The sequence below is a fragment of the Extensimonas perlucida genome (genome assembly GCF_007655255.1).
GTDB classification, from domain to species: domain Bacteria; phylum Pseudomonadota; class Gammaproteobacteria; order Burkholderiales; family Burkholderiaceae_C; genus Extensimonas; species Extensimonas perlucida.
Genome location: NZ_VMYE01000004.1, coordinates 136,639 through 160,442 on the forward strand (window position 1 = coordinate 136,639; position 23,804 = coordinate 160,442).

General features: G+C 64.3%; 26 protein-coding genes. 6 read left to right on the top strand and 20 right to left on the bottom strand.

Annotated elements, in window-relative coordinates; translation table 11 throughout:
* Window positions 1-22: 22 nt before the first annotated feature.
* The 7 genes from aroB to FK527_RS05780 all read right to left on the bottom strand — a co-directional run bounded on the left by aroB (window position 23) and on the right by FK527_RS05780 (window position 6,892).
* A complete protein-coding gene (gene aroB, locus FK527_RS05750; RefSeq protein WP_246072683.1) occupies window positions 23-1,105 on the bottom strand; it encodes a 3-dehydroquinate synthase in 1,083 nt (360 codons plus the stop codon).
* A gap of 173 nt (window positions 1,106-1,278) precedes the next feature.
* Complete coding sequence (locus FK527_RS05755) at window positions 1,279-1,848, bottom strand: shikimate kinase (RefSeq protein WP_144730962.1); 570 nt, start codon at window positions 1,846-1,848, stop codon at window positions 1,279-1,281.
* Window positions 1,849-1,861: 13 nt separating this feature from the next.
* Window positions 1,862-3,988, bottom strand: coding sequence for a type IV pilus secretin PilQ (locus FK527_RS05760; RefSeq protein WP_144730964.1), 2,127 nt, complete (start codon window positions 3,986-3,988; stop codon window positions 1,862-1,864).
* Window positions 3,985-4,527, bottom strand: coding sequence for a pilus assembly protein PilP (locus FK527_RS05765; RefSeq protein WP_144730965.1), 543 nt, complete (start codon window positions 4,525-4,527; stop codon window positions 3,985-3,987). The genes FK527_RS05760 and FK527_RS05765 overlap by 4 nt, the downstream gene beginning before the upstream one ends.
* Complete coding sequence (locus FK527_RS05770) at window positions 4,524-5,192, bottom strand: type IV pilus inner membrane component PilO (RefSeq protein WP_144730967.1); 669 nt, start codon at window positions 5,190-5,192, stop codon at window positions 4,524-4,526. Before FK527_RS05770 ends, FK527_RS05765 begins: the two co-directional genes overlap by 4 nt.
* Window positions 5,193-5,195: 3 nt before the next feature.
* Window positions 5,196-5,816, bottom strand: a complete 621-nt coding sequence (locus FK527_RS05775; RefSeq protein ID WP_144730969.1) for a PilN domain-containing protein — start codon at window positions 5,814-5,816, stop codon at window positions 5,196-5,198.
* A complete protein-coding gene (locus FK527_RS05780) occupies window positions 5,813-6,892 on the bottom strand; it encodes a pilus assembly protein PilM (protein ID WP_144730971.1) in 1,080 nt (359 codons plus the stop codon). The genes FK527_RS05775 and FK527_RS05780 overlap by 4 nt, the downstream gene beginning before the upstream one ends.
* Window positions 6,893-7,185: 293 nt before the next feature.
* On the opposite strand from FK527_RS05780, the gene FK527_RS05785 reads away from it, so the two are divergent.
* A complete protein-coding gene (locus tag FK527_RS05785) occupies window positions 7,186-9,591 on the top strand; it encodes a penicillin-binding protein 1A (protein ID WP_144730973.1) in 2,406 nt (801 codons plus the stop codon).
* Window positions 9,592-9,652: 61 nt separating this feature from the next.
* Here FK527_RS05785 and cyaY read toward each other — a convergent pair whose 3' ends face one another.
* Complete coding sequence (gene cyaY, locus FK527_RS05790) at window positions 9,653-9,982, bottom strand: iron donor protein CyaY (protein WP_144730975.1); 330 nt, start codon at window positions 9,980-9,982, stop codon at window positions 9,653-9,655.
* Window positions 9,983-9,994: 12 nt separating this feature from the next.
* On the opposite strand from cyaY, the gene lptM reads away from it, so the two are divergent.
* Window positions 9,995-10,270, top strand: coding sequence for an LPS translocon maturation chaperone LptM (gene lptM, locus FK527_RS05795; RefSeq protein ID WP_144730976.1), 276 nt, complete (start codon window positions 9,995-9,997; stop codon window positions 10,268-10,270).
* A 21-nt stretch (window positions 10,271-10,291) separates the two neighbouring features.
* Here lptM and coaD read toward each other — a convergent pair whose 3' ends face one another.
* From coaD to FK527_RS05815, 4 genes are all read right to left on the bottom strand, one after another.
* Complete coding sequence (gene coaD / locus FK527_RS05800) at window positions 10,292-10,792, bottom strand: pantetheine-phosphate adenylyltransferase (protein ID WP_144730978.1); 501 nt, start codon at window positions 10,790-10,792, stop codon at window positions 10,292-10,294.
* Window positions 10,793-10,934: 142 nt separating this feature from the next.
* Window positions 10,935-11,678, bottom strand: a complete 744-nt coding sequence (gene rsmD / locus FK527_RS05805; RefSeq protein ID WP_425460412.1) for a 16S rRNA (guanine(966)-N(2))-methyltransferase RsmD — start codon at window positions 11,676-11,678, stop codon at window positions 10,935-10,937.
* The gene (locus tag FK527_RS05810; protein ID WP_144730982.1) at window positions 11,570-12,931 is read right to left on the bottom strand and encodes a M16 family metallopeptidase; all 1,362 of its coding nucleotides are present in this window, start codon (window positions 12,929-12,931) and stop codon (window positions 11,570-11,572) included. The genes rsmD and FK527_RS05810 overlap by 109 nt, the downstream gene beginning before the upstream one ends.
* Before the next feature lie 34 nt (window positions 12,932-12,965).
* Complete coding sequence (locus FK527_RS05815; protein ID WP_144730984.1) at window positions 12,966-14,465, bottom strand: M16 family metallopeptidase; 1,500 nt, start codon at window positions 14,463-14,465, stop codon at window positions 12,966-12,968.
* Between the two features lie 52 nt (window positions 14,466-14,517).
* Between FK527_RS05815 and ftsY the strand changes: the two genes are divergently transcribed.
* Window positions 14,518-15,831, top strand: a complete 1,314-nt coding sequence (gene ftsY / locus FK527_RS05820; protein ID WP_144730986.1) for a signal recognition particle-docking protein FtsY — start codon at window positions 14,518-14,520, stop codon at window positions 15,829-15,831.
* 72 nt (window positions 15,832-15,903) lie between these two features.
* On the opposite strand, the gene FK527_RS05825 is transcribed toward ftsY, so the two are convergent.
* The gene (locus FK527_RS05825) at window positions 15,904-16,341 is read right to left on the bottom strand and encodes a DUF1810 domain-containing protein (protein WP_144730988.1); all 438 of its coding nucleotides are present in this window, start codon (window positions 16,339-16,341) and stop codon (window positions 15,904-15,906) included.
* 12 nt (window positions 16,342-16,353) lie between these two features.
* On the bottom strand, window positions 16,354-16,842 hold the full coding sequence (locus tag FK527_RS05830; protein ID WP_281287818.1) for a flavin reductase family protein: 489 nt from the start codon (window positions 16,840-16,842) through the stop codon (window positions 16,354-16,356).
* Window positions 16,843-17,402: 560 nt separating this feature from the next.
* Here FK527_RS05830 and rpoH point away from each other — a divergent pair.
* From rpoH to FK527_RS05845, 3 genes are all read left to right on the top strand, one after another.
* Complete coding sequence (gene rpoH, locus FK527_RS05835) at window positions 17,403-18,335, top strand: RNA polymerase sigma factor RpoH (protein ID WP_144730992.1); 933 nt, start codon at window positions 17,403-17,405, stop codon at window positions 18,333-18,335.
* A 164-nt stretch (window positions 18,336-18,499) separates the two neighbouring features.
* The gene (locus tag FK527_RS05840) at window positions 18,500-18,790 is read left to right on the top strand and encodes a nucleotidyltransferase family protein (protein WP_144730994.1); all 291 of its coding nucleotides are present in this window, start codon (window positions 18,500-18,502) and stop codon (window positions 18,788-18,790) included.
* On the top strand, window positions 18,787-19,155 hold the full coding sequence (locus FK527_RS05845; protein ID WP_144730996.1) for a HepT-like ribonuclease domain-containing protein: 369 nt from the start codon (window positions 18,787-18,789) through the stop codon (window positions 19,153-19,155). The genes FK527_RS05840 and FK527_RS05845 overlap by 4 nt, the downstream gene beginning before the upstream one ends.
* Before the next feature lie 161 nt (window positions 19,156-19,316).
* Here FK527_RS05845 and FK527_RS05850 read toward each other — a convergent pair whose 3' ends face one another.
* The 6 genes from FK527_RS05850 to FK527_RS17480 all read right to left on the bottom strand — a co-directional run bounded on the left by FK527_RS05850 (window position 19,317) and on the right by FK527_RS17480 (window position 23,726).
* Complete coding sequence (locus FK527_RS05850) at window positions 19,317-20,045, bottom strand: uracil-DNA glycosylase (RefSeq protein ID WP_144730998.1); 729 nt, start codon at window positions 20,043-20,045, stop codon at window positions 19,317-19,319.
* A gap of 75 nt (window positions 20,046-20,120) precedes the next feature.
* Window positions 20,121-20,933, bottom strand: coding sequence for an indole-3-glycerol phosphate synthase TrpC (trpC, locus tag FK527_RS05855; RefSeq protein ID WP_144731000.1), 813 nt, complete (start codon window positions 20,931-20,933; stop codon window positions 20,121-20,123).
* Window positions 20,926-21,078 (bottom strand): hypothetical protein, encoded by a 153-nt coding sequence (locus FK527_RS17225; RefSeq protein WP_186298392.1) that lies wholly within the window; start codon window positions 21,076-21,078, stop codon window positions 20,926-20,928. Before FK527_RS17225 ends, trpC begins: the two co-directional genes overlap by 8 nt.
* Before the next feature lie 232 nt (window positions 21,079-21,310).
* On the bottom strand, window positions 21,311-22,339 hold the full coding sequence (gene trpD / locus FK527_RS05860) for an anthranilate phosphoribosyltransferase (protein ID WP_144731002.1): 1,029 nt from the start codon (window positions 22,337-22,339) through the stop codon (window positions 21,311-21,313).
* A 37-nt stretch (window positions 22,340-22,376) separates the two neighbouring features.
* Window positions 22,377-23,105 (bottom strand): LysE family translocator, encoded by a 729-nt coding sequence (locus FK527_RS05865; protein ID WP_144731004.1) that lies wholly within the window; start codon window positions 23,103-23,105, stop codon window positions 22,377-22,379.
* Between the two features lie 30 nt (window positions 23,106-23,135).
* Complete coding sequence (locus FK527_RS17480; RefSeq protein ID WP_246072689.1) at window positions 23,136-23,726, bottom strand: anthranilate synthase component II; 591 nt, start codon at window positions 23,724-23,726, stop codon at window positions 23,136-23,138.
* Between the last annotated feature and the right edge of the window lie 78 nt (window positions 23,727-23,804).

The following is a 23,804-nucleotide window of genomic DNA, read 5'->3' on the forward strand; positions in this document are numbered from 1 at the left end:
GAAGTATTCGCACCAGCGATGCTCAGGCGCAACAGGCATCGATGACGGCGCGCACCTGCGCGTCGGGCACGGCACGCAGCACCGCGCGCCCTGGCCCGTCGATCAGCACGAAGCGAATCGCCCCGCCTTCGGCCTTTTTGTCCACGCGCATGAGCTCGAGGTAACGCCCCGCGTTGTCCTTGCTGTCGAGCACCGGCGCGCGCACCGGCAGCCCGGCGCGCGCTATCAGGCGCACGAGCCGCGCGGTGAATGCCGCATCAACCAGGCCCAGCGCGCGCGACAGCTCTGCCGCGAGCACCATGCCCGCGCCCACGGCCTCGCCGTGCAGCCATTGGCCGTAGCCCAGGCCCGCTTCGATCGCGTGGCCGAAGGTGTGGCCGAAGTTGAGGATCGCGCGCAAGCCCGATTCGCGCTCGTCCTGCCCCACCACCGCGGCTTTGATCTCGCAGCTGCGCCGCACCGCATGCGCAGCTGCGCCGCGTTCGCGTGCGCGCAGCGCGTCCATGGAGGCTTCGAGCCACTCCATGAACGCCATATCGGCGATGGGCCCGTATTTGATGACTTCGGCGAGCCCCGCGCTGAACTCGCGCGCGGGCAACGTGTCCAGCGTCTCGAGATCGCACACCACCAGGCGCGGCTGGTAGAACGCGCCAATCATGTTCTTGCCCAGCGGGTGGTTGATGCCGGTCTTGCCGCCCACCGACGAATCGACCTGCGCGAGCAAGGTCGTCGGCACCTGCACGAACGGCACGCCGCGCATGTAGCAGGCTGCGGCAAACCCCGTCATGTCGCCCACCACGCCACCGCCGAGCGCAAAAAGCACCGTCTTGCGGTCGCAGCCGTGCTGCAGCAGCGCGTCGAAAATCAGGTTCAGCGTCTGCCAGTCCTTGTACTGCTCGCCGTCTGGCAGGGCGAGCAGGTGCACCGCAGGATAGATACCCTGCAAGGCGGCGCACAGGCGCTCGGCGTACAAGGGCGCGACCGTGGTGTTGCTCACGATCAGCGCCGCCGAAGCTGCAGGCAGCTGGGCATAGAGCGCAGCGTCGTCGAGCAGACCAGAGCCTATGACAATCGGATAGCTGCGCTCGCCCAAGTCGATGCGCACCTCTTGCCTGGGCGCGTACTCCGCCAGAGTGTTTGCGGATGAGGTCGAGGAAAAATTGGGAAGGGCGTGGGACGCCGCGGGTCGATGTGCAGATTGCATACCGGCAAGTGTAGAGCAGCCGCGCGCACCGCCGCGCTGGCCTGTGCGCCCTGGCCCGACGCCGAAGATAGGCCTCAGGTGGGCGCAGCCCCACCCTCCGCGGGGGCCGCGGGAGGCACCGCCAACTCCAATTGCATGACGATCATGTTGACCAAGGTGGCCACCGAAGGCCGCCCGGTCTCGATCACAAAATGCGCAGTCTCCCGGTATAGCGGGTCGCGCTGCGCATGCAAGTCGCGCAAGCGCGCGAGCGGGTCCGCCACCTGCAGCAGCGGCCGCGACTTGTCGTGCCGCAGGCGCCGGAAGATCTCTTCGGGCGACGAGCGCAAATACACCACCGTGCAGCGCTGGTGCAGCACCGTCCGATTTGCCGCGCGCAGCACCGCCCCGCCACCCGTGGAAAGCACGCAAGGCTCGGAGGACGCTGACGTGCGCGTCAACTCGTCGAGCACCTGCTGCTCCAAGTCCCGGAAACGCTCCTCACCCACGTGCTCGAAAAACTCCCGGATTGAGCAACCCAGGCGCCGCTCGATCACTTGGTCGGAATCGACAAAACCGATCTTCAAGCGCCGCGCGAGCTGCCGCCCCACCGTGGACTTGCCGGAGCCGGGGAGGCCGATGAGGGCGCAACAACAGGAAACCATCGACGAAATTTGATTACTTGTTCCCGCCACGGTCCTGAATGATCTTGGGCGTAATGAAAACCAGCATTTCCTGTTTGGTGGATAGCTTCGTTTTATTTTTGAACAAATTCCCCATCACAGGAATGTCCCCCAAAAGCGGCACCTTGTTCACTTGATCGCTCTCATCCAGCGAAAAAATGCCGCCGATCACCACCGTACCCCCATTTTCCACGAGCACCTGCGTTTTCACATGCTTGGTATCAATGGCCACGCCTTGTGTAGTCGTTTCGCCGCGGCTGTCCTTATTGACGTCCAGATCGAGAATGATATTCCCTTCGGGCGTGATTTGTGGCGTAACTTCCAGTTTGAGAACCGCCTTCTTGAATGCAATCGACGTTGCCCCATTGGGAGCAGTTACAGAATACGGATATTCTGTACCTTGTTCAATGAGCGCCTTGGTTTGATCTGCGGTAATCAGGCGCGGACTCGAAACGATACGCCCGTTTCCATCTGACTCCATGGCAGAGAGCTCCAGCGTCAAAAATCTGTCTGCTGCGGAGTTGAAAATAGACAGCGCAAAACTAGCGGCACCATTGACGTTAGGCAAACTCGCTGGCAGATTGACAAAACTGCCCGACGTATCGACCGTACCGCCTGCGCCGGTCGAGGCCACTGCGTTGTTATAACTCGTACCGAAAACAAATCTATTATTCCTACCAAGGCTGTAGCCGGCTTGCCCCTGACCGCTCAAGTCAGCCCCGCCAAGTCGGACACCCAAAGACCGTCCGAAAGAATCCCGCGCCTCCACGATGCGTGCCTCGATCAATACCTGGCGCACGGGCACGTCAAGCGACAGGAGCAACTGTCGCACGTCCTCCAGCTTGCTCGCCGTATCGGTCACGAAGATCTGATTCGTTCTTGGTTCAGCGATCACATTCCCTCGCTCGGTCAAAAATCGCGCGTTATTTCCTGTGCCCCCGGTGTTGGTGTTGGTGAGCTGATTTACGATATCGTTGGCCTTGGCGTAATTGAGTTGGAAGGCCTGGGTTTTGAGCGGCTCCAACTTCCGGATTCCGTCTGCTGCCTGCAAATCCTTTTTCATCCGCGCGTCGATCTCATCCTTGGGCGCGATCCAAAGCACCGTCCCGGACTTGCGCATTCCCAAGCCCTTAGCGTCCATGATGATCTGCAATGCCTGATCCCATGGAACATCCTTGAGGCGCAGGGTCAGCGAGCCCGTCACCGTGTCCGAAGTTACGATATTGAAGTTCGTGAAATCCGCAATCACCTGCAGGAGCGAGCGCACCTCAATGTTCTGGAAATTCAGCGACAGCCTTTCGCCGGTATATCCTGGTCCAGGGGTGAGTTTTGACAAGTCTTTCTTTTGCTGCCTGATCTCCACGACAAACTGATTGTCGGCTTGGTAGGCGCTGTGCTCCCAATCGCCCGCGATATCGATCGTCATGCGCACGCGATCGCCCTGCTGAACGGTCGTCACCAACTGCACGGGGGTTCCGAAATCCGTGACATCCAGGCGCCGGCGCAGCCCCTCGGGCAGCGAGGTTTTCAGAAAGTCGATGGTCAGCCCCTTTCCTTGCTTGCGCAAGTCAACGCCCACCTGGTTGTTGGCAAGCCCAATGATGACGCGCCCGGCGCCATCCGCAGCGCGACGAAAGTCCACGTCTTTGAGGGGGAGCACGTCGCTGTTCAGATTTTCGGCAAATGCTGGGGGCTGCTGCGGCGCTACGGTGCTGGTTGAAACAGGTGTCAGCGAAATGTAGAGGGACTTCCCTTTTATTTCCGTTTGATAGGGCGTAGCCTGCTTGAGATTCAAAACCACGCGCGTCCGATCCCCGGCCTGCACCACATTGACCGACTTCAGGTTCCCCTGGCTCACGTCAACCGTGGAGCGGCCTAGCCCATTCGAAACCCCTGGAAAATCCAGGGCTATGCGCGCTGGCGACTGGACGACGAAGCCACTGGGAACTGCTGACAGCGGCTCGGACAGGTCTATGCGCACGACCTCCGCGCCGCCCTGCACATTTCCTGTGACGGCGGTGATGGCATTTTGCGCCATGGCGAGCGCAGCTAGCGTGAAACCAAGCAGCGCCACGAAAACATTGCGCCATTGCTTTATCGCCGATAATCTTGTGACTTTCATTTTTTACCCTCTTGCAATTCGAGCGTAGTGATGCGCTCAGTCCATTCACCGGTTACATCTTGGACAATTTCGCGGATTTTTATGGCCGTTTCCGATATATCTACAACCTTGCCATAATTCGGCCCGAGATAATTACCGCGATATACCTGGTAGAGCAGATTATCAACCTTTAACAGCGCCACTGGCTTCCCGTTTTTATTCATGCTTCCCACCATTACCATGGCATCGAGTGGGAATGCCTCCAGCGGTTCCTTTCTGCGCGCCAACTCCGGCGCAATCAACGCTGCATTGGAGGCATTCTGCGCCGAATCCCTTTTCAATGCCAAGGTCAATCTGCTGAGATTGAAAGGGTCCAGCTCAGCAGCGGCAGTGTATTTTTGCGGCTGGAATTTTTTGGGCTCTTCTATGGGTGTCACGTGCGGCTTCGTCGAGGCGCGCAATTCGGCCATCCATTGGCGCAACTCGTCTTCACCGGAAGCACCGCATCCAGACAAAACGGCCAGGCATGCCATCAGCGCTACAGAGCGGGCATCTTTCATTTTTTCCCTCCCGCAGTCTTTTGTGCTTGAATTTCCTCTGGATCGAGGTAGCGGAAAGTACGTGCCGTAGCATCCAGAGTCAAACTGCCTGCATCTTTCCCAACTGGGGCAATAGAAATATCATTCAGAGTCACAATGCGCGGGAGCTGTGCTATGTCGGCGGCAAATTCGCCCATATCATGATATTTCCCGCTAACCCGAATAGAAATGGGCAGCTCCGCATAATAATCCCGCGCAACGACCTGACCTGGACGAAACAGATCAAACTGCAGACTTCTTCCCAAACCGGCCTGATTGATGTCGGACAGCAGCGCAGCCATCTCTGCCTTGCTGGGGAGCTGCTTTTCCAGCTGCATCACATATTGCTGTATCTGTTCACGCTGTTTCTTCAGCGCATCCAGATTGATCGCCTTCACCAACTTCCTTTGATAATCTTCGCGCAGCGCGACTTCTTTGCTGCGCTCTGTCTCCAATTCGGACTGATAGTCCGTCAACATCACGTACCACGCCACCACGACCACTGCGATCGCAATAAAGGCACACAACAGCACTTTAGGCAATAGGGGCCATGCAGAGGGGTCTTTGGTATCTAGATTGCTGAACTGCCGCTGCAAATTTTGCTGCAGCGCGGCAAAATCGATTTTTAGAGATTGTTTTTTTGCCATGGGTCACTTTCCTACGGAGGCACCGGCTGGCGCATTCACCGGACTCGTGGCGTTTTTCACGTCGCTCGCACGCAGCAATTGAAAGCGCAGATTGAAAGCGGCAACTCGCCGTTGGTCTCTTGGGCTTAGCGACACATTGCTACTGACAATTTCTATGAGCTCGGGCTTTGTAAACCAGGGCGTTTTTTCGCTCAGATTGCGCAACAATTCCGAGACTCTTTCGTTCGATTGCGCCACGCCCTGCATGGAAATTGTTTGCCCCGCCTGCTTGAGACTGGTCACGTAAACACCCTCCGGCAATTGCTTCGTGAGTTCGTTGAGCAAATGCACCGGCAGATTCCGGTCTGCCTGCAAGTCTTCCACCGCCTTCTGCCGCGCACGAAGGGCGGTAATTTCGTCTTCCAGCGTAGCGATCTCCTTGATTTGTCCTTCCAGCACCTTGATTTCGCTTTGCAGGAAGCTGTTTCTCCCTTGTTGATCTGCAATTCTATTTTGCAGCCACATATAAATGATGCCGGCCATGACCAAGCCTGCCAGAAACGAGGCAAACATCGTCGCCTGGAAAAGCTCACGCCGGCGTTTGCGTGCCGCTTCTCGGTGCGGGAGCAAATTGATCAAAATCACAGAAGGAACCTCCTCATCGCCAAGCCGCATGCCGTCAAATAGGAGGGTGCTTCACGTGCCATTTTTTTCAAACGCACGGAATTACCGAGCTCCATGCCCTCGAAAGGATTGACCACGCTGCAGGAGAAGCCCGTTTGCCGGCTCACTGCATCCGTCAAACCAGGCAAGGGCGCGGACCCTCCTGCCAGCAGGATGTGATCCACACGGTTATGGGGTGTGCTGGTAAAAAAGAACTGCAAGGCCCGGCCGAGTTCTTGCGCCATGCTGTCGACAAAGGGGCGCAACACCACGGACGCAGAGTCCTCCGGTAGCTCGCCATTGCGTTTTTTGTTTTCTGCCTCTTCCAGCGAAAAACCATACTGGCGCACGATCAGCTGCGTCAGCTGCGCGCCGCCGAAGGCCTGGTCGCGCTCGTACAGCACCTCCTCGTTGCGCAGCACCTGCATGCTGGTGGTCTGCGCCCCGATCTCGAACAAGGCCACCAAGGCATCCGCCCCTTTTCCGGGCAAGGCTTCGATCAGGCGCCCAGCCGCCCGCCGGGCCGCGAACGATTCGATGTCCAAGACCACGGCCTTGAGGCCTGCGGCCTCGGCCAGGCCTTGGCGATCCTGCACTTTTTCCCGACGCGAAGCTGCCAGAAGAACATCGACTTCGCCAGGCATGTTCTTGTTCGGGCCGATCTGGCAAAAGTCGAGGCTCACCTCGTCGAGCGAAAAAGGAATGTATTGGTTGGCCTCGGACTCCACCTGAACCTCGAGCTCCTGCTCCGTCATCCCGCCGGGCAGTGTGATTCTTTTCGTGATGACGGCCGACGGCGGCAGCGCCAGAGCGGCATTTTTGGCTCGGCTACCGATTTTTTTGACCAGACGCCGCAGGGCCTCGGCAACTTCGTCGAATTTTTCGATATTGCCCTCGTTGACCCACCCGGGCTCCAGGGTTTCGAGGGCGCAAGCCTCCAGCACCAGACGTCCCGTTTTGTCGCGATCGAGTTCCACGAGCTTGACGCTGGAGGAACTGATGTCGATGCCCAGCAATGGCGCCGGCTCTCGACTGAATAAAGATCCCAAAGAGATCAAGATGGTCCTCCCTGTAACAACGCGCCGCACTGACGCAACAAAACATCACATCGGCGACGGATGCTATCAGCAAGATAGTCTGCCAACAAAGTATTTACAGACCCTGACTGCTGTGCTTCGTTGCCAAAAGCAGACGCTTTTGCCGCAAAAGCGGCTTTGCACAGCACCCAGGCTCAGGAGGTGCGCACCGCGGCGGTGCCGCATTTTTTGTTCCCATCTAGCCTTGTGACGGAGCTTGTTACAGCAGCGGGCGACCGATTTTTATAATTGAGCGTTTTTGCTTTTGCATCCCCATGCCAGCCCCCTCTTCACCCAAGGATTCCTCCGCTCGGCCGACATCGACTCCGAGAGGGCGCCCAAGCTGGCTGCGCTGGTCTGTGCGCTTCGTGCTGTGGCTTGGCGGACTGGCCCTGGCGGGCGCTGTGGCCTTGGGCTGCGTGGTCGCCGTGGCGCTGGCCATGGCCTATCCGAATCTGCCCGACGTTTCCGATCTGGCCGACTACCGCCCCAAGCTGCCGCTGCGCGTCTATTCGTCCGAAGGCGCGCTGCTGGGCGAGTTTGGCGAAGAACGCCGCACCCTCACGCCCATCGATGAGATTCCCAAGGTCATGAAGGACGCCGTGCTGGCGATCGAAGACACGCGGTTTTTCGAGCACGGTGGCGTCGATTACAAAGGCATGCTGCGCGCCGCGCTGGCGAATCTGGGACACGTGAAAAGCCAAGGCGCTTCGACGATTACCATGCAAGTGGCGCGCAATGTGTACCTGTCTTCGGAAAAAACTTTCACGCGAAAGATTTACGAAATATTACTCACGTTCAAACTCGAGCATTCGCTGAGCAAAAATCAGATTCTCGAGATCTACATGAACCAGATCTACCTGGGCAACCGCGCCTATGGTTTTGCCGCGGCATCGGAGGCGTACTTCGGCAAGCCGCTCAAGTCCATTTCGATTGCCGAGGCGGCCATGCTCGCGGGTCTGCCCAAGGCGCCGTCGGCCTACAACCCGATCAGCAACCCCAAGCGTGCCCGGGTGCGCCAGCTCTACATCATCGATCGCATGGAAGAGAACGGCTTCATCACGCCTCAGGAAGCGGCTGCGGCGCGGGCAGAGAAGCTCCAATTGCGCACGGCGACGGACGATGCGCGCGTGCATGCCGAATACGTGGCCGAAATGGTGCGCCAGCTGGTCTTCGCCCAGTATGGCAACGAAGCCTACACGCGCGGGCTGAATGTCTATACGACCGTGAATGCCGGCGACCAGAATGCCGCCTACCAGGCACTGCGCCGCGGCATCATGGACTACGAGCGGCGCCAGCACTACCGCGGGCCGGAGCAGTTCGTGGACCTGCCCGGCGATGCACAGGCGCTCGAGGACGCCATCGACGACGCGCTGGCCAATCATCCAGACAACGGCGACGTGCTGGCGGCCGTGGTGCTGGAAGCCAGCCCGCGCAAAATTGTGGCATTGCGCGCCAACGGCGACCGCGTGGAGATCACGGGCGAAGGGGTCAAGCCCGCCGAATCCGGACTCAGCGACAAGGCGCCGCCAAATATCAAAATCCGCCGTGGCGCGGTGATCCGCATCATCAAAACGCCCAAAAACACCTGGGACATCACGCAACTGCCCGAAGTCGAGGGCGCCTTCGTCGCCATAGACCCGCTCAATGGCGCCATCAAGGCACTGGTGGGTGGCTTCGACTTTCAAAAGAACAAGTTCAATCACGTGACGCAGGCGTGGCGCCAGCCGGGCTCGAGCTTCAAACCCTTCATTTATTCAGCCGCGCTCGAAAAGGGCTTCACCCCCGCGACGGTGGTCAACGATGCACCGCTGTTTTTCGATGCCGGCGCCACGGGCGCCCAACCCTGGGAGCCCAAAAACTACGACGGCAAATATGAAGGCCCCATGCCCTTGCGCACAGCCCTGGCCAAGTCCAAGAACATGGTATCCATCCGCGTGCTGCAGGCCGTGGGGCCCAAAACGGCGCAGGAATGGATCACCCACTTCGGCTTCGAAGCCGACAAGCACCCCGCGTACCTGACCATGGCACTGGGCGCGGGCTCGGTCACGCCCATGCAGATGGCCACAGCGTATTCGGTGTTCGCCAACGGCGGCTACCGCGTCAACCCGTGGCTGATTGCGCGCGTGACCGACCACAAGGGCCGCGTGCTGACCGAAACCAAACCGCCCGCGCTGACCGAGGACGCGCGTGCCATCCCGGCGCGCAATGCCTTCGTCATGGGCTCCTTGCTGCAAGAGGTGACACGCTCGGGCACGGCCGCGCGCGCGCAGGCCACGCTCAAGCGCCCCGACTTGTACGGCAAGACCGGCACCACCAACGACGCGGTGGATGCCTGGTTCGCCGGCTTCCAGCCCACTTTGACCGCGATCACGTGGGTAGGGTACGACACGCCGCGCAACCTGGGCAGCCGTGAAACCGGCGGCGGCCTGAGCCTGCCGATATGGATTCGCTTCATGGAGCACGCGCTGCGTGGCGTGCCCGTGTCAGAGCCTCAGGTGCCGCCTGGGGTGGTGAATGTGGGGGGAGAATGGTTCTATGAGGAATACGCGCGCAATGCCGGCGTGACCAGCCTGGGGCTCAGCGATGCCCAGGGGCCGGCCTCGGCTGCTGCGCCTGGAGCGGCCCCGGCACCCTCGAGCGAAGAACGCAGCCGCATCCTCGACCTGTTTCGCAACTGAGGCCACTGAGCGCACCCCCCGTACCCCAGATCCGGGCGGGCGCGGTCTCGTTCGCAGAGATTCAGGCGCCAAACGTGAGCGGCATACCCGCCTGGCGCGAGGCCTCGCGGCTCAGGCAGGCAAAAAATTCGCCCGCGCCCTTGGTGTCCTGCCAGCGCGTGCCGTCGAAACGGTAGTGGTAGCCGCCCGACTGCGACGCCATCCAGACCTCGTGCAGCGGTTTTTGCAGGTTGATCACGATCTGGCTGCGGTTGGGGAAGGCGATCGTCACCATACCGCCGCTGCGCTGGCTGTCCAGGTCGGCGTCGCTCGTTTCGTTGATGCGGTCGCAGCTGCGCTCCACGGCCAGCAGCAGGCGTTCGGCGTGATCCATGAATTCGAGGTCGGTCATTACAATGCTTCCATGCGGAATGTGCGAAAAATTCTACTCAGCCCGTGCGTGTTGGCCGCCCTGGCCGCTTTGATGGGCTGCGGCCAGCGCGGGCCTTTGTACCTGCCCCAGGAGCCCGTGGCGCGCGAGCGTGCAACGCTGCCGCAGGTGCTCACGCCCGAGAGTCTCTCGACCAAGCCGGCTGCGCCAGCAGCTGCACAGGCACCCGCATCCGCTGCCTCCGCGCCCGCATCCCCCAACGGCCCTGCAGACGTCCCGGCCAACGCGCCGGGCCCCGGCGCACGCTGAACCTGCACCAGGCCGAGCGCTTCACACAGCCCCTTTGGCCGTTTTTTTCTGCAGCCGCGCGAGCACCGGTGGCGAGACGAACTTTTCCACCTCGCCGCCCAGCGTCGCGATCTCGCGCACCAGCGTGCTGCTGATGAACAGGTACTGGTCGCCGGGCGTGAGGAACACCGTCTCCACGTCGGGCATGAGCGCACGGTTCATGCCCGCGAGCTGGAACTCGTAGTCGAAGTCGGTCACGGCGCGCAGGCCCCGGATCATGGCCTTGCCGCCGCGCGCGACGACGAAATCGCGCACCAGGCCCGTGAAGCTCTCCACGCTCACCTGCGGATACGGCGCGAACACCTCGCGCACCATGTCCAGGCGCTCTTCAAGGCTGAACAAGGTCTTTTTGTGGTGCCCCGCAGCCACGGCGACGATGACGCGGTCGAACAACTGGATGGATCGGCGCACCAGGTCTTCATGCCCCAGCGTGATCGGGTCGAAGGTTCCGGGATAGACGGCGAGCACGCTCGGGGATGCCATGGCGGGAGTCTCCTGTCGGTGAATGCGGCGAAAGCCGCGAAAAAACGGCAAGCGCCGATTATGTCGCGTGCCTGCGGCCTGCTGGGAATTTCAAGTAAAAAGTGCCGTTAGCGCTTATGTATCAAGCGCTAGAAGCTATCGATCAAGGAGCATCTTGCGCCGGCACCACGGGCCGCAGCAGGTGCGCGTGCACGGCGCCGGCGCGCAGCGTGCGCTGCGCGGCAAAGCCCAGCGGCGCGAGCGCGGCGGCGTCCCAGGGCTGCGGCGCTTCGAGATAGATGAAGCCGCCCGGCGCCACGGCGCGGCGCGCGGCCTGCAAGGCGGGGCTGAACAGGTCGCTCGCAAACGGCGGGTCGAGGAAGATCAGCTGCAGGCTCGCGGGCGCGCTCTGGCGCAGCGCCGCGATGCCGTCGCCACGCTGCACCGCCACTTGCTGCGTGGGCGGCACCTGCAGGCGCTGCAGCACGGCGCGCAGACGCGCGACGAGCGCAGGGTCGCTTTCCACTAGCTCGACGCTGGCGCCGCGCGAGGCGGCTTCGAGCCCGAGCGCGCCCGTGCCCGCGAAGGCGTCGAGGCAGCGCCAGCCCGTTAAATCCTGACCGAGCCAGTTGAACAAGGTCTCGCGCACGCGGTCGGGCGTGGGGCGCAGGCCCGGCTGCTGCGCCACGGGCAGGCGCGTGCGCTTCCATTGCCCGCCGATGATGCGCACCTCGCCGCGCCCCACGGGTACGCGCGCTGGCGCGCCCCCAGCCACGACCGCGCGCGCGGCGCGGCGCTTCACGGCTGGCCGCCCACGACCACGGTGACCATGCGCTCGGGCTGCAGCTTGCGTTGCAGCGCGGCGCGCACGTCGGCCACCGTGAGGGCCTGGACTTTTTTCGGCCATTGCTCGAGGTAGTCGAGCGGCAGGTCGTGCCAGGCGATGTTGGCGACATTCGCGAGCAGCTTGCCGTTGCTGTCTATGCGCAGCGCAAAGCCGCCGATGAGGTTGTCCTTGGCGGCGCGCAGCTCGGGCTCGGTCGGGCCTTGGGCGACGTAGCGGCGCAGCACGTCCTGCGCCACCTGCACGGCCTGCGCGGCCTGGTCGGGGCGCGTTTGCAAGCCGACGACGAAGGCGCCCGCGTGCAGGCCGGGGTTGAACTGGCTATAGACGCTGTAGCTGAGCCCGCGCTTTTCGCGCACTTCTTCGGTCAGGCGCGAGACCAGCCCGCCGCCGCCGAGGATGTGGTTGCCCACGAGCAGCGCAAGGAAATCGGGGTCGCGCCGTGCGATACCGGGCTGGCCGATCAGCACATGCGCCTGCGCCGAGGCGAAGGGGATTTCGACCTCTTTCGCGGCGGTGAGCGGCGCCACCTCGGGCACGGGCGGCAGGGGCGCGCAGCCCTCTGGCGGCGTCGGTAAACGCGACAGCAGGGTTGCCACGAGCGCATCGGCCTGCGCGCGCGTCACGGCGCCGACCAGGCTCACGCGCGCGCGGCAGGGCGCGAGGTAGCGCGCATGGAACGCGACCATGTCGGCCACGCCGATGCGCATGAGGCTTTCTTCGCTCGCGTGGTAACCGTAGGGGTGGCTGCCATAGACCGCGGCGGCGAAGGCTTCTTCGGCCAGGGTGCCGGGGCGTGTGTGCGCCTCTTTGATGCTTGCGCTCCAGCGTGCGCGCTCGCGCTGCCAGACGTCCTCGGGCCAGCTCGGCGTGCCGATCTGCCGCGCGGCCAGGCGCAGGGCGCGCTCGAGCAGTGCGGGCTCGGTGAGCGCGCGCAAGCTGTAGTGCAGCGCGTCGGCCCCGGCCGCGGCGCCGAAGTTCGCGCCCAGATCGGCCCAGGCCGCACCGAGCGCGTTTTCGTCGAGCGGTGGCTCGTCCTGGCCGTTCAGTTTGTCAGCCTGCACGCCCTTGGACGCCATCAGCGCCACGGCCTCGGCCAGCCCGGCTTGCGGCGCCGGGTCGCGGCGCTTGCCGGCGTCGAAGTCTATGCGCACGTCGAGCATGGGCAGCGTGGCGCTTTGCACCAGCCAGACCTGCGCGCCGCTGGGCTGCGTCCAGTGTTCTATGGGCAGCAGCGCCCACGCGGGATTTGCGCCAAAAATGGCGACAGCGCCCATGAATAAAGCGCGAGCAACTATTCTTTTGATACTTTGCATGAAGGACTCCGAGGTGTCGGGTGGGCCAGCGAACTCAGCGGATCGGCCCGCCCAGCGCGGGCGCCGCGGCCTTGCGCCGCGCGTTCGGATCGACGGGCTGCGGCAGCAGCGTGGCCACGGTGAGCTGGTCGTCGCCAAAGTAACGTGCCGCCACCTGCTGCAATTGCTGCGGCGTGACGCTGCGCAGCAGCGCGAGCAGGCGGTCTTCGGTGTCGAGCGGCAGGCCCAGCACCCAGTTGCTGCCCAAGTCCATCGCGCGCGCAAAGAGTGAATCGCGCTCGTAAATCGTCGCCGCCGTCCATTGCGTGAGCACGCGCGCGAGCTCCTGCGCGCTCACGCCCTCGCGCGCGATGCGCGCCACCTCGGCGCGCAGGGCCTGCTCGACCTCTGGCGCGCTGCGACCTTGCGCGGGCACGCCCATGAGCAAAAACAGGCCGGGCCCGCGCCCCGTCACCATGGCCGCGCTGTGGGCGCTGTCGGCCACGCGCTGCGCGCCCTGCGTGAGCGCACGCTCCAGGCGCGCGCCGTCGTAGCCACTGAGCACCTCCGACAAGACCATGAGCGCGAGCGCGTCGCGGTCTTGGTCGGTCAGCGCCTCCACATGCCGCAGCGTGGGCGCGTGGAACGCGAGCGCGACGAAAGCCTGCTCGGCCGGCGCCTTCACGTCTGTGCGCCGCAGCCCGGCCTGCACGGGTTCGGCGCGCGGCTTGCGCGGCGGTACGGCGCGCGCGGGGATGCGGCCGTAATACTTTTCGGCCAGCGCGCGCACCTGCGCCACATCGACATCCCCCACCACGACCACGGCCGCATTCGCGGGCACGTACCACTGGCGGTGAAACGCGCGCACGTCGTCCGGCGTCATGGCGTCGAGGTCGGTCATCCAGCCGATCACGGGGCGCCGGTAGGGCGAGACCATGAAGCTCGTGGCAAACAATTGCTCGGCGAGCACGGCGCGCGGCTGGTCTTCGGTGCGCATGCGGCGCTCTTCCTTGACGACCTCGATCTCCTTGCGGAATTCGGTGTCGGGCCAGGCGTTGTGGGCAAAACGGTCGGCCTCCAGGCGCATCACCTCGGCCAGGCGATTGGCCGGAATCTGCTGGTAGTAACCCGTGAAGTCACGGTCGGTGAAGGCGTTTTCCTGCCCGCCCAGCGCCGCGACGCGGCGCGAGAACTCGCCGGGCGGCACGTTTTTGGAGCCCTTGAACATCATGTGTTCGAGCACATGCGCAACGCCCGAAGTGCCGTCAACTTCGTCCAGCGCGCCCACGCGCACCCAGACCATATGCACCGCCGTGGGCGCGCGCCGGTCGGGCAGCACGATGAGCTGCATGCCATTGGCAAGCGTGAACTGCTGCGCCTGCGCCGCGCCCGCCACGGCGGGAATGGGCGCCAGCGTGGCGGCGGGTGGCGGCTGCGTGTCCGCAGCAGGGGCAGCCCAGGCCGCACCGGGCCCGCACAAAGCCAGCGCCCCCGCGCAGAAAACACCGCGCAGCGATGCAGCCAGAGAAGAAGAGAGTGTCAGAATGCGTTTCATGGTTTGGCTCAACGGGGGATGCCCCAGAGCGAAAGATTCTACGTAGCACCAAATGTTCAGTTTTTTCAAGAAAAAATCCCCTCCCCCACCCGCGGACGCAGCCGCGCCCAATGCAGCGCCCAGTCCCGCACCCGCGCCCGCCCCGGCTGCACCAGCCCCGGCCCGGCCTGCGGAGCCGGCCTCTACGCCTGCTGCGAGCGCTGCGCCGGCTCCGGCCGCTGGCGCTTTCGGCTGGCTGCGCAAGCCCTTCGGCGGCAAGAGCGCCACGCCGCCCGCGCCTCAACCCACCCCTCCCGAGGCGCCGGCTCCAGCGCCCGCGGCCGCCCCAATCCCGGTGCCGGCGCCGGCCCCAGCACCTGCGGCCACACCAGCGCCGGCATCAGCCCCCGCACCAGCGCCAGCCAGCGCTCCGGCTGCATCCGCAGCCGAACCCACCGCCCCTGCGCAAGCCGCTGCCGCGCCCGCTGCGCGCACGGGCTGGCTCGACCGCCTCAAGGCCGGGCTGCGCAAGACCGGGTCGAGCATCGCGAGCGTGTTCACGGGCACACAGATCGACGACGCGCTCTATGACGAGCTCGAAGAAGCCCTGCTGCTCGCCGACACCGGCGTGCAGGCCACGCAGCGCCTGCTGGCCGACCTGCGCCGGCGCGTCAAGGAAAGCAAGGCCACCGAGCCCGCCGCCGTCAAGGCGCTGCTCGCCGACGCGCTGACCGAGCTGCTGCGCCCGCTACAAAAACCGCTGGTGATCGGCGAGCACCAACCCACGGTGATCATGGTCGTGGGCGTGAATGGCGCGGGCAAGACGACCTCGATCGGCAAGCTCACCTGGCACCTCGCGCACGAAGGCGCGCATGTGCTGCTGGCCGCGGCCGACACCTTCCGCGCCGCCGCGCGCGAGCAGCTCGGCGTCTGGGCCGACCGCAACAGGGTCGAGATCGTGAGCCAGGAAGGCGGCGACCCGGCCGCCGTGAGCTTCGACGCCGTGCAGGCCGGCAAGGCGCGCGGCAAGGACGTGGTGCTCGTGGACACCGCAGGCCGCCTGCCCACGCAACTGCACCTGATGGAAGAGCTCAAGAAAATCCGCCGCGTCATCAGCAAGGCCGAGCCGACCGCGCCGCACGAGGTGCTGCTCGTGATCGACGGCAACACCGGCCAGAATGCGCTCGCCCAGGTACGCGCCTTCGACGACGCGCTGCAGCTCACGGGCCTGATCGTCACCAAGCTCGACGGCACGGCCAAGGGCGGCGTGCTCGCCGCGATCGCGCAGGAGCGCCCCGTGCCCGTGTATTTCATCGGCGTGGGCGAAAAGCTCGAAGACCTCGAAACCTTCGACGCGCGCGAGTTTGCGCAGGCGTTGCTGGGTTGAGTGGGCCGTTTTGCAAGGTCGTTCTGCCCGCCCAAGGCAACTACGGCGTATTGCCGTTCATTGCCGTTTGGCCTATCGATCAGCCCCCACGAGCCGCACCGTGTTCTCATCGGCTTCGCCCGCATAGAAGGCGTCCAAAGCGCTGCGAAACACGTCCAGTTGCGGCGCCGCCAGCATGAACAGCGTCATGCAGGAGCGAAACTTGAGATCGTCGGGCGCGCCGAAGATCTCGTGTGCGGTCTTTTTGCCTGCATGCGCGAGCACGGCCCGCGTGCAGTCCACGAGGCGCGCGCCGAGCACCGGATGCGCGAGATACGCCTTGGCCTCGGCCAGGTCTCGGAGCCCGTAAAACTTGGCCGTGGCGCTGCGCCCGAGCGCCGCGAGCTGCGGAAAGACGAACCACATCCAATGGCTCTGCTTGCGGCCGGCCTGCAGCTCGGCCATCACGTGAGCCATGACGGGCGCCTGCGCCGTCAGGAATCGTTCCAAATTCATGGCGGATTCGTTCATATCGGCTCCTTCTCAGACTCCCGGCGGCAGTTTGGCGGCCATCATCTTGCGGCGGTCCATCCTGCGCCCATCCACGATGAAGGTGCCGTCGCCCACCGCGTGCAGCATGCGCTGCTCCTTGCGCTCGGTGTCGAAATACGCCGCGAGCCCCTGCAGCACGACGATGTCGTGCTTTTCGATGATGTCCACGACCTTGCACTCGATGTTGGCCAGGCAGTCCTGAATCAAAGGCGCCGCAACATGCCGGGCCGGCGCCCGCGTCAGCGCGAAGCGGGAGAACTTGTCGGTATCCAGGCCCGAGCAGGTGCCTATGCCGACCACCGTGTCGAGCATGTCCACGGTGGGGATGGCAAGCACGCATTCGCGATGGTGCCGCAGCGCGTGGTAGGAGTAATTCCACGCGCCTGTGGTGATGGCGAAGAGGGGGCTGAAGTCCATCACCATGGTCCAGGAGATGGTCATGACGTTGTCCTTGCCCGCGTCATGGGTGCTCACGAGCACCACGGGCCCTGGCTCTATCAGGGTAAAGGCCTCAGAACCTGCTCATGGTCTTTTCATGGGGTACGCATGGCAACAAACGGTCACGATCGAGGCGCCCGCCGCCGCCCATGCGGGTGGCCTGGGCAAGGCGGGCAACGACGAGCGTGGGCGTTTGCTGCCATGCCCTTCGGGTTGCCCCGCAAAGGCAGCGTCTGCGGCGTTGCCCATCCTCGCCGCACATCGGTGCGGCTTGCGGTGGGCGCCTTGCATTCACTGCCTTTGCGGGGCAACGTACCCCATGAAAAGACCATGAGCAGGTTCTCGGACTCAATGGCTGCATGGAAACACCTCCGCGTCGCATCCCGGTAGTGCAGCGATTTTCACCCCCGCGCCACCGCGGCGGAAAACTTGAGTTCAGACAAGGCCCAAACCCACGCCGTTGGCTGTGCCGCAGAAAAATAGGCGCTGCGCCGCAGCCGCCCATACATCGAAGGGCAAGAGCGCGGGAACTTCGGCCTTGGCACTCTATCCAAGCGAGTGCTAACATCCCTTGTCGGCACACGAAAGAGAGGATTCCTGATATGACTACTGCATCTGCAAGCACTACGGCACTGGCCCCCGCCAACCCCTGGGCGCTGGTGCCACCGCTGGGGAATCTGGACGCTTACATCACCGCAGTCAATCGCCTGCCCATGCTCACTCATGAGGAAGAGCAGCGCTATGCCCGCCAATTCAAAGAACACGGCGACATTGAGGCTGCGGGGCGGCTCGTGCTCTCGCACCTGCGCCTGGTGGTTTCGATCGCGCGCCAGTACCTCGGCTACGGCCTGCCGCATGGCGACCTGATCCAGGAAGGCAACGTGGGCCTGATGAAGGCCGTGAAACGCTTCGACCCCGACCAGGGCGTGCGCCTGGTGAGCTACGCCATGCACTGGATCAAGGCCGAGATCCATGAATACATCCTGCGCAACTGGCGCATGGTCAAAATGGCGACGACCAAGGCACAGCGCAAGCTGTTCTTCAATCTGCGCTCGCTCAAGCAAGGTTTCAAGGCTGACGCAGCCGACGCCGACACCTACCGCGAAACGCTCACCGAGCACGAAATCGACACCGTGGCCCGGCAGCTCAACGTCAAGCGTGAAGAAGTCATCGAGATGGAGGCGCGCATGGCCGGTGGCGACGTGCTGCTCGACCCGGCCCCGAGCGAGGACGGCGAGCAGGCGTTCGGCCCCATCGCCTACCTGGCCGACGCGGCGCACGAGCCCACGGCGATGATCGAGTCGCGCCAGCGCGAAATGCTGGCCACCGATGGCATCGCCACCGCGCTGCAGACGCTCGACCCGCGCAGCCGCCACATCGTCGAAGAGCGCTGGCTCAAGGTCAACGACGACGGCTCGGGCGGCAAGACCCTGCATGATCTGGCCGCTGTCTATGGCGTGAGCGCCGAGCGCATCCGCCAGATCGAAGCGGCCGCGATGAAGAAGATGAAAAAGGCGCTCGCGCAGTACGCCTGATGAGCGCGATGGCGCAGCCGCCTTTGCGGGGCTAAACCAATTCAAAAAAGCGCCGCTGCTCGCGGCGCTTTTTGCTCTTATCTTCCTGCTCTTCTTCCTGCTCTTATCTTCCGCGCACTTGTTGATCTATCATGAATCGGAATTCCATTGTGGGAGAGGAAGACATGAAACCCTCTGAAGCCTTGGCTGCGAACCGTGCCGCGATCCGGCGGGTGGTCGCGTCTCACCGTGCCTGCAATGCCCGGGTTTTCGGCTCCGTCCTGCGAGGGCAGGACACCGACAGCAGCGATCTGGACATCCTCATCGACCCGACACCGGAAACGACGCTGATGGACGTAGCGGCCATTCAAGTAGAACTACAACGCCTGCTTGGCGTAGCCGTGGATGTACTGACGCCCAGGGCCTTGCCCGAGGCTTTGCGCAGCCAGGTTCTTTCGGAGGCGTTGCCGGTGTGACCAAGGTCCTGCGCGTGCCAGACTACCTCGGTCACATCCTCAAAGCCATAGAGCGCATCGCTCGTTACACGGCGGCGATGGATGAGGCGGCATTCCTGAGCAGCGAGTTGGTGCAAGACGCCGTGCTGCGCAACATCGAGATCATCGGAGAGGCAGCAAACAATATTCAACGCGCGGCCCCTGAATTCGCCGCGCAGCACCACCGCATTCCTTGGTTGGTCATGTACACGATGCGCAACCGCATCTCGCACGGCTACGACAAAGTGGACCTGGAACTCGTCTGGAAAACGATTCAGAGCGATTTGCCCGGTCTGCACGAACAAGTCGTCAAAGTGCGAGCGACGTTCTTGCGCGATCAAAGCTAGGAGCCTGTCCGGCTTTGGGCGTCGAAAGCGAGAATGCGCCCCAGCGAGGTCAGTTTTTGCCGGATTCGCCGCCCCATAGCGGGACTATGGGGCAAGAAGACGGTAAAAAATGGGCCGCTGCGGCGCATTCGCAGCCGACGATTCCAAAGTCCGACAGGCTCCTAGCAACGCTCAGCCCCCTGCTGCCGCAAGCGAAACTCGCGCGCCTTGCTGAAGTGCCCGCAGCCGATGAAGGGCTGCGGCGGGCGTTCGGCCGAGAGCGGTGAGGGATGGTTGGCCATGAGCACGAGGTGGCGCGGGTCGTGGCCGATCAGCGCGCGCTTGTTTTGCGCGTGCGCACCCCAGAGCATGAAGACCACGGGCCGCGGCCCCTGCGCGACGTGGCGGATGATGGCGTCGGTGAGCTGCTCCCAGCCCTTGCCGGCGTGGCTCGCGGGTTTGCCTTCTTCGACCGTGAGGCAGGCGTTGAGCAGCAGCACGCCGTGGCGCGCCCACTGGGCCAGGCTGCCGCCGGGCTGCGGAAAGGGTGGCGGCGGCACGCCCAGGTCGCGCTGCAGCTCGCGGAAAATGTTGCGCAGCGAGGGCGGCAGCGGCACGCCCGGCGCCACCGAAAACGCCAAGCCCTCGGCCTGGCCGCGCCCGTGGTACGGGTCTTGCCCCAAGATCACCACGCGCACCGCCTCGGGCGGCGTGAGTTCGAGCGCACGCAGCGGCTGCGGCGGGAAGATGCTTGCGCCGGCGTCCAGCCGCGCCTGCAAAAAGCGCAGCAAATTCTGCCCCGTGGGGCTCGCAAAAAACGCATCGACGAGCGGCCGCCAACCCGGCGCCACGGGCCAGTCGGCGGGGTTGGCGCTTTGCAACTGGGTGGAGGCTGGGGCCACGCAGTTCATGGTTTCATGGTCAAAATTGGCTTTTGCGCTTACTGCATCTTGGCTGGCAGCTATGTATTTGATACTTGCCACCCATCAGGCAAACAGCTGGGCGAGCGCCTCGCCGGGCTCGGCGGCGCGCATGAAGGCTTCGCCCACGAGGAAGGCGTGCACGCCCGCGGCGCGCAGGCGCTCAACGTCGGCGCGCGTGGCAATGCCGCTTTCGGTGACGAGCAGACGCTCGGCGGGCACCTGGGGCAGCAAGCTCAGTGTGGTGTCGAGCGACACCTCGAAAGTGCGCAGGTTGCGGTTGTTCACGCCGATCAGCGGCGTTTGCAGGCGCAGCGCGCGTTCGAGCTCGGGCTGGTCGTGCACCTCGACCAGCACAGCCATGCCCAGGCTTTGCGCGATGGCCTCGAACTCGGCCATCTGCGCATCGTCGAGGCACGCGCCGATGAGCAAAATCGCGTCGGCGCCGATCGCGCGCGCCTCATAGACCTGCCAGGCGTCGATGATGAAGTCCTTGCGCAGCACGGGCAAGGTGCAGCTTGCGCGCGCCTGCTTGAGGTAATCGATGCTGCCCTGGAAAAACTGCTTGTCGGTCAACACCGACAGGCAGGCCGCGCTGACCTTGCCGCCGCGGTCGGTGTTGCCCACGGCGTAGCTTTGCGCGATGTCGGCAGGGATGAAGTCGGCGCGCAGCACGCCCTTGCTCGGGCTGGCTTTTTTGACTTCGGCGATCACCGCGGCCTGGCCTGCGGCGATCTTGGCGCGCAGCGCGCCCACGAAGTCGCGCGTGATCATGCGGCTTTCGGCGTCGGCACGCATCGCCGCCAGCGGCGTCTTCTTGCGCCCGGCGGCCACTTCTTCGCGCTTCACGGCGATGATCTTGTCGAGGACGTTACTCATTATCTGATAGCTCCTTGCGCTTATCTGGTGCGGGCTCTTTGAGGATTTTGATGAAAACATGGCGCATCACCAGCGCCGCCACGATGGTGACCAGTGTGCTGCCCAGGGCGATCCACAGGCCCGCGTCGTGCCAGAGGGGGCTCATCGCGAATCCTCGCCGACCAGGGGATGCAAGTGCGGCGCTTGCTGCCGATCAGCCTCTGTCAGGAAGTCTGCGGGCACCTCAGTCGTGGCGAGCAAGTCCAGAAATTCTCGCCACGACGCGGCCGCAGGCTGAAGCGTCTGGGCAGGCGCGGCGGCGTCTTTTCTCGCTGCTGGCGTAGTGGGGAATCGCGACATGGTGACCTCCTTTGGCATGGGACTGCCCGGCAGCGCTCTCACCCCGCCGCCCGGCTGAACGCCACCACCTGTTCGAGCTTGGCCTGCGCGGCGCCGGAATCGATGGCGCTGCGCGCGCGGGCGATGCCGGTGGCGATGTCAGGCACCACGCCGGCGGCGTAGAGCGTGGCGCCGGCGTTGAGCAGCACGATGTCGCGCGCCGCACCAGGCCGGCCTTCGAGCACGCCGCGCAGCATGGCGAGCGATTCTTCGGGCGTGTTCACCTTGAGGCTGCGGTTGCTTTGCATGGCCAGGCCGAAGTCCTCGGGGTGAACCTCGTATTCGCGGATTGCACCGCCTTTGAGCTCGCCCACCATGGTGGCCGCGCCCAGGCTGATTTCGTCCATGCCGTCGCGGCCATGCACCACGAGCGCGTGCTTGGCGCCCAGGCGCTGCAGCACGCGCACCTGGATGCCCACGAGGTCGGGGTGGAACACGCCCATGAGGATGTTGGGCGCGCCCGCGGGGTTGGTGAGCGGCCCGAGGATGTTGAAAATGGTCTTGACGCCCATTTCTTTGCGGATGGGCGCGACGTTTTTCATTGCCGGGTGGTGGTTGGGCGCGAACATGAAGCCCACGCCCGTCTCGGCCACGCAGCGCGCGATCTGCGCGGGCGCGAGGTGGATGTTCACGCCCAGCGCCTCCATCACGTCGGCGCTGCCCGATTTGCTCGACACGCTGCGCCCGCCGTGCTTGGCCACCTTGGCGCCCGCGGCGGCGGCCACGAACATGCTGCAAGTGCTGATGTTGAAGGTATGCGCGCCGTCGCCGCCCGTGCCCACCACGTCGACGAGGTGCGTCGCGTCGGCCACCTGCACCTTGGTCGAGAGCTCGCGCATCACCTGCGCGGCGGCGGTGATCTCGCCTATCGTCTCCTTTTTCACGCGCAGGCCCGTGATGATGGCCGCCACCATGAGCGGCGAAATCTCGCCGTTCATGATCAGGCGCATCAGGTGCAGCATTTCGTCATGAAAAATCTCGCGGTGCTCTATGGTGCGCGCCAGCGCCTCTTGCGCGGTGATGGGCATGGGCCGTGTCTCCAAATCGTCAGAAAAACCAGAAAAATCAACGCGCCCCGGGCGCCTGCGTGAGCGCGAGCTTGACGCCAAACACGATGAACAGGCCGCCCGCCACGCCGTCGAGCCAGCGCAGCGCGCGCTGCAAGGCGCGCGCACGCCGCGCCGCCCAGGCCGCCACCCAGGCCCAGCCCAGGCACACGAGCAGGCCGTTGACGGTGAACAGCAGGCCCAGCAGCAAAAACACCGCGCCCGCGTGCGCCGCGCCCGGCGCGATGAACTGCGGCACGAAGGCCAGAAAGAACAGCGCCACCTTGGGGTTGAGCACGTTGGTCAGAAAGCCGCGGCGCAGCACGGTGGTGAGCGCGACAGGGGAAGCGGGCGCGGCACTTGCAGCGGCCGGGTTTTTGGCATCAAAAGTGCCTCTAGCGCCCGTCCCACCTGCGCTAGCAGCTATCACTTCAGAAGTATCCTGCGGCTGACTCCCACGCCAGGCCGTGCGCAGCATCTGCACGCCCACCCACACCAGATACACCGCGCCCACCCATTTGAGCAGCGCAAACGCCGTCGCGCTGGCCGCGAGCAGGGCTGACACACCGAGCGCCGCCGCCGCCACGTGCACCAGGCACCCCGCCGCAATCCCCAGCGCCGCCGCCACGCCGGCGCGCACCCCGGCGCGCACCGCGTTGGCGACGATGAACATCACATCCGGCCCCGGCGTGAGGTTGAGCACCAGGCCGGCGGCGAGAAAGAGCAGGAGGTGGTGGGCGTCGGGCATCGGAAGCATTCCCTTGGCGTGCGCTCGCGCTCAGCGCAAAAAGTTCGCCAGCATCGCATGTCCATGCTCGGTCAGGATGCTTTCGGGGTGGAATTGCACGCCTTCGATGCGCACGGCGTCGGCGAAGCCGGTGTGGCGCACACCCTGGATTTCGCCGTCGTCGTCGCTGGTGGCGGTGATTTGCAGCTCGGGCGGGCATGTGGCGCGCTCGATCACGAGCGAGTGGTAGCGGTTCACGGTGAACTGGCGCGGCAGGCCGGCGAACACGCCTTGCTGCGTGGTGGTGATGGGGCTGGTCTTGCCGTGCATGAGCGTGCGTGCGCGCACGATGCGCCCGCCGAAGGCCGCGCCTATGGCCTGGTGGCCCAGGCACACGCCCAGGATCGGCAGCTTGCCGGCAAAGTGGCGGATCGCGGGCACCGACACGCCGGCCTCGGCGGGCGAGCACGGGCCGGGGCTGATGCACAGGCGCTCGAAGCGGCCCGCGCGGAACATCGCGTCGAGCTCTGCGAGCGTGACTTCGTCGTTGCGCAGCACCTGCACCTGCGCGCCAAGCTCGCCGAAATACTGCACGAGGTTGTAGGTGAAGCTGTCGTAGTTGTCGATCATGAGCAGCTTCACGCCACGGCCCACGCTCGCGGGTGCGTGCGCCGCCGGGGCGTTTGCCGGCGCGCTGTGCAGGCGCTCGAACTCGCGCTG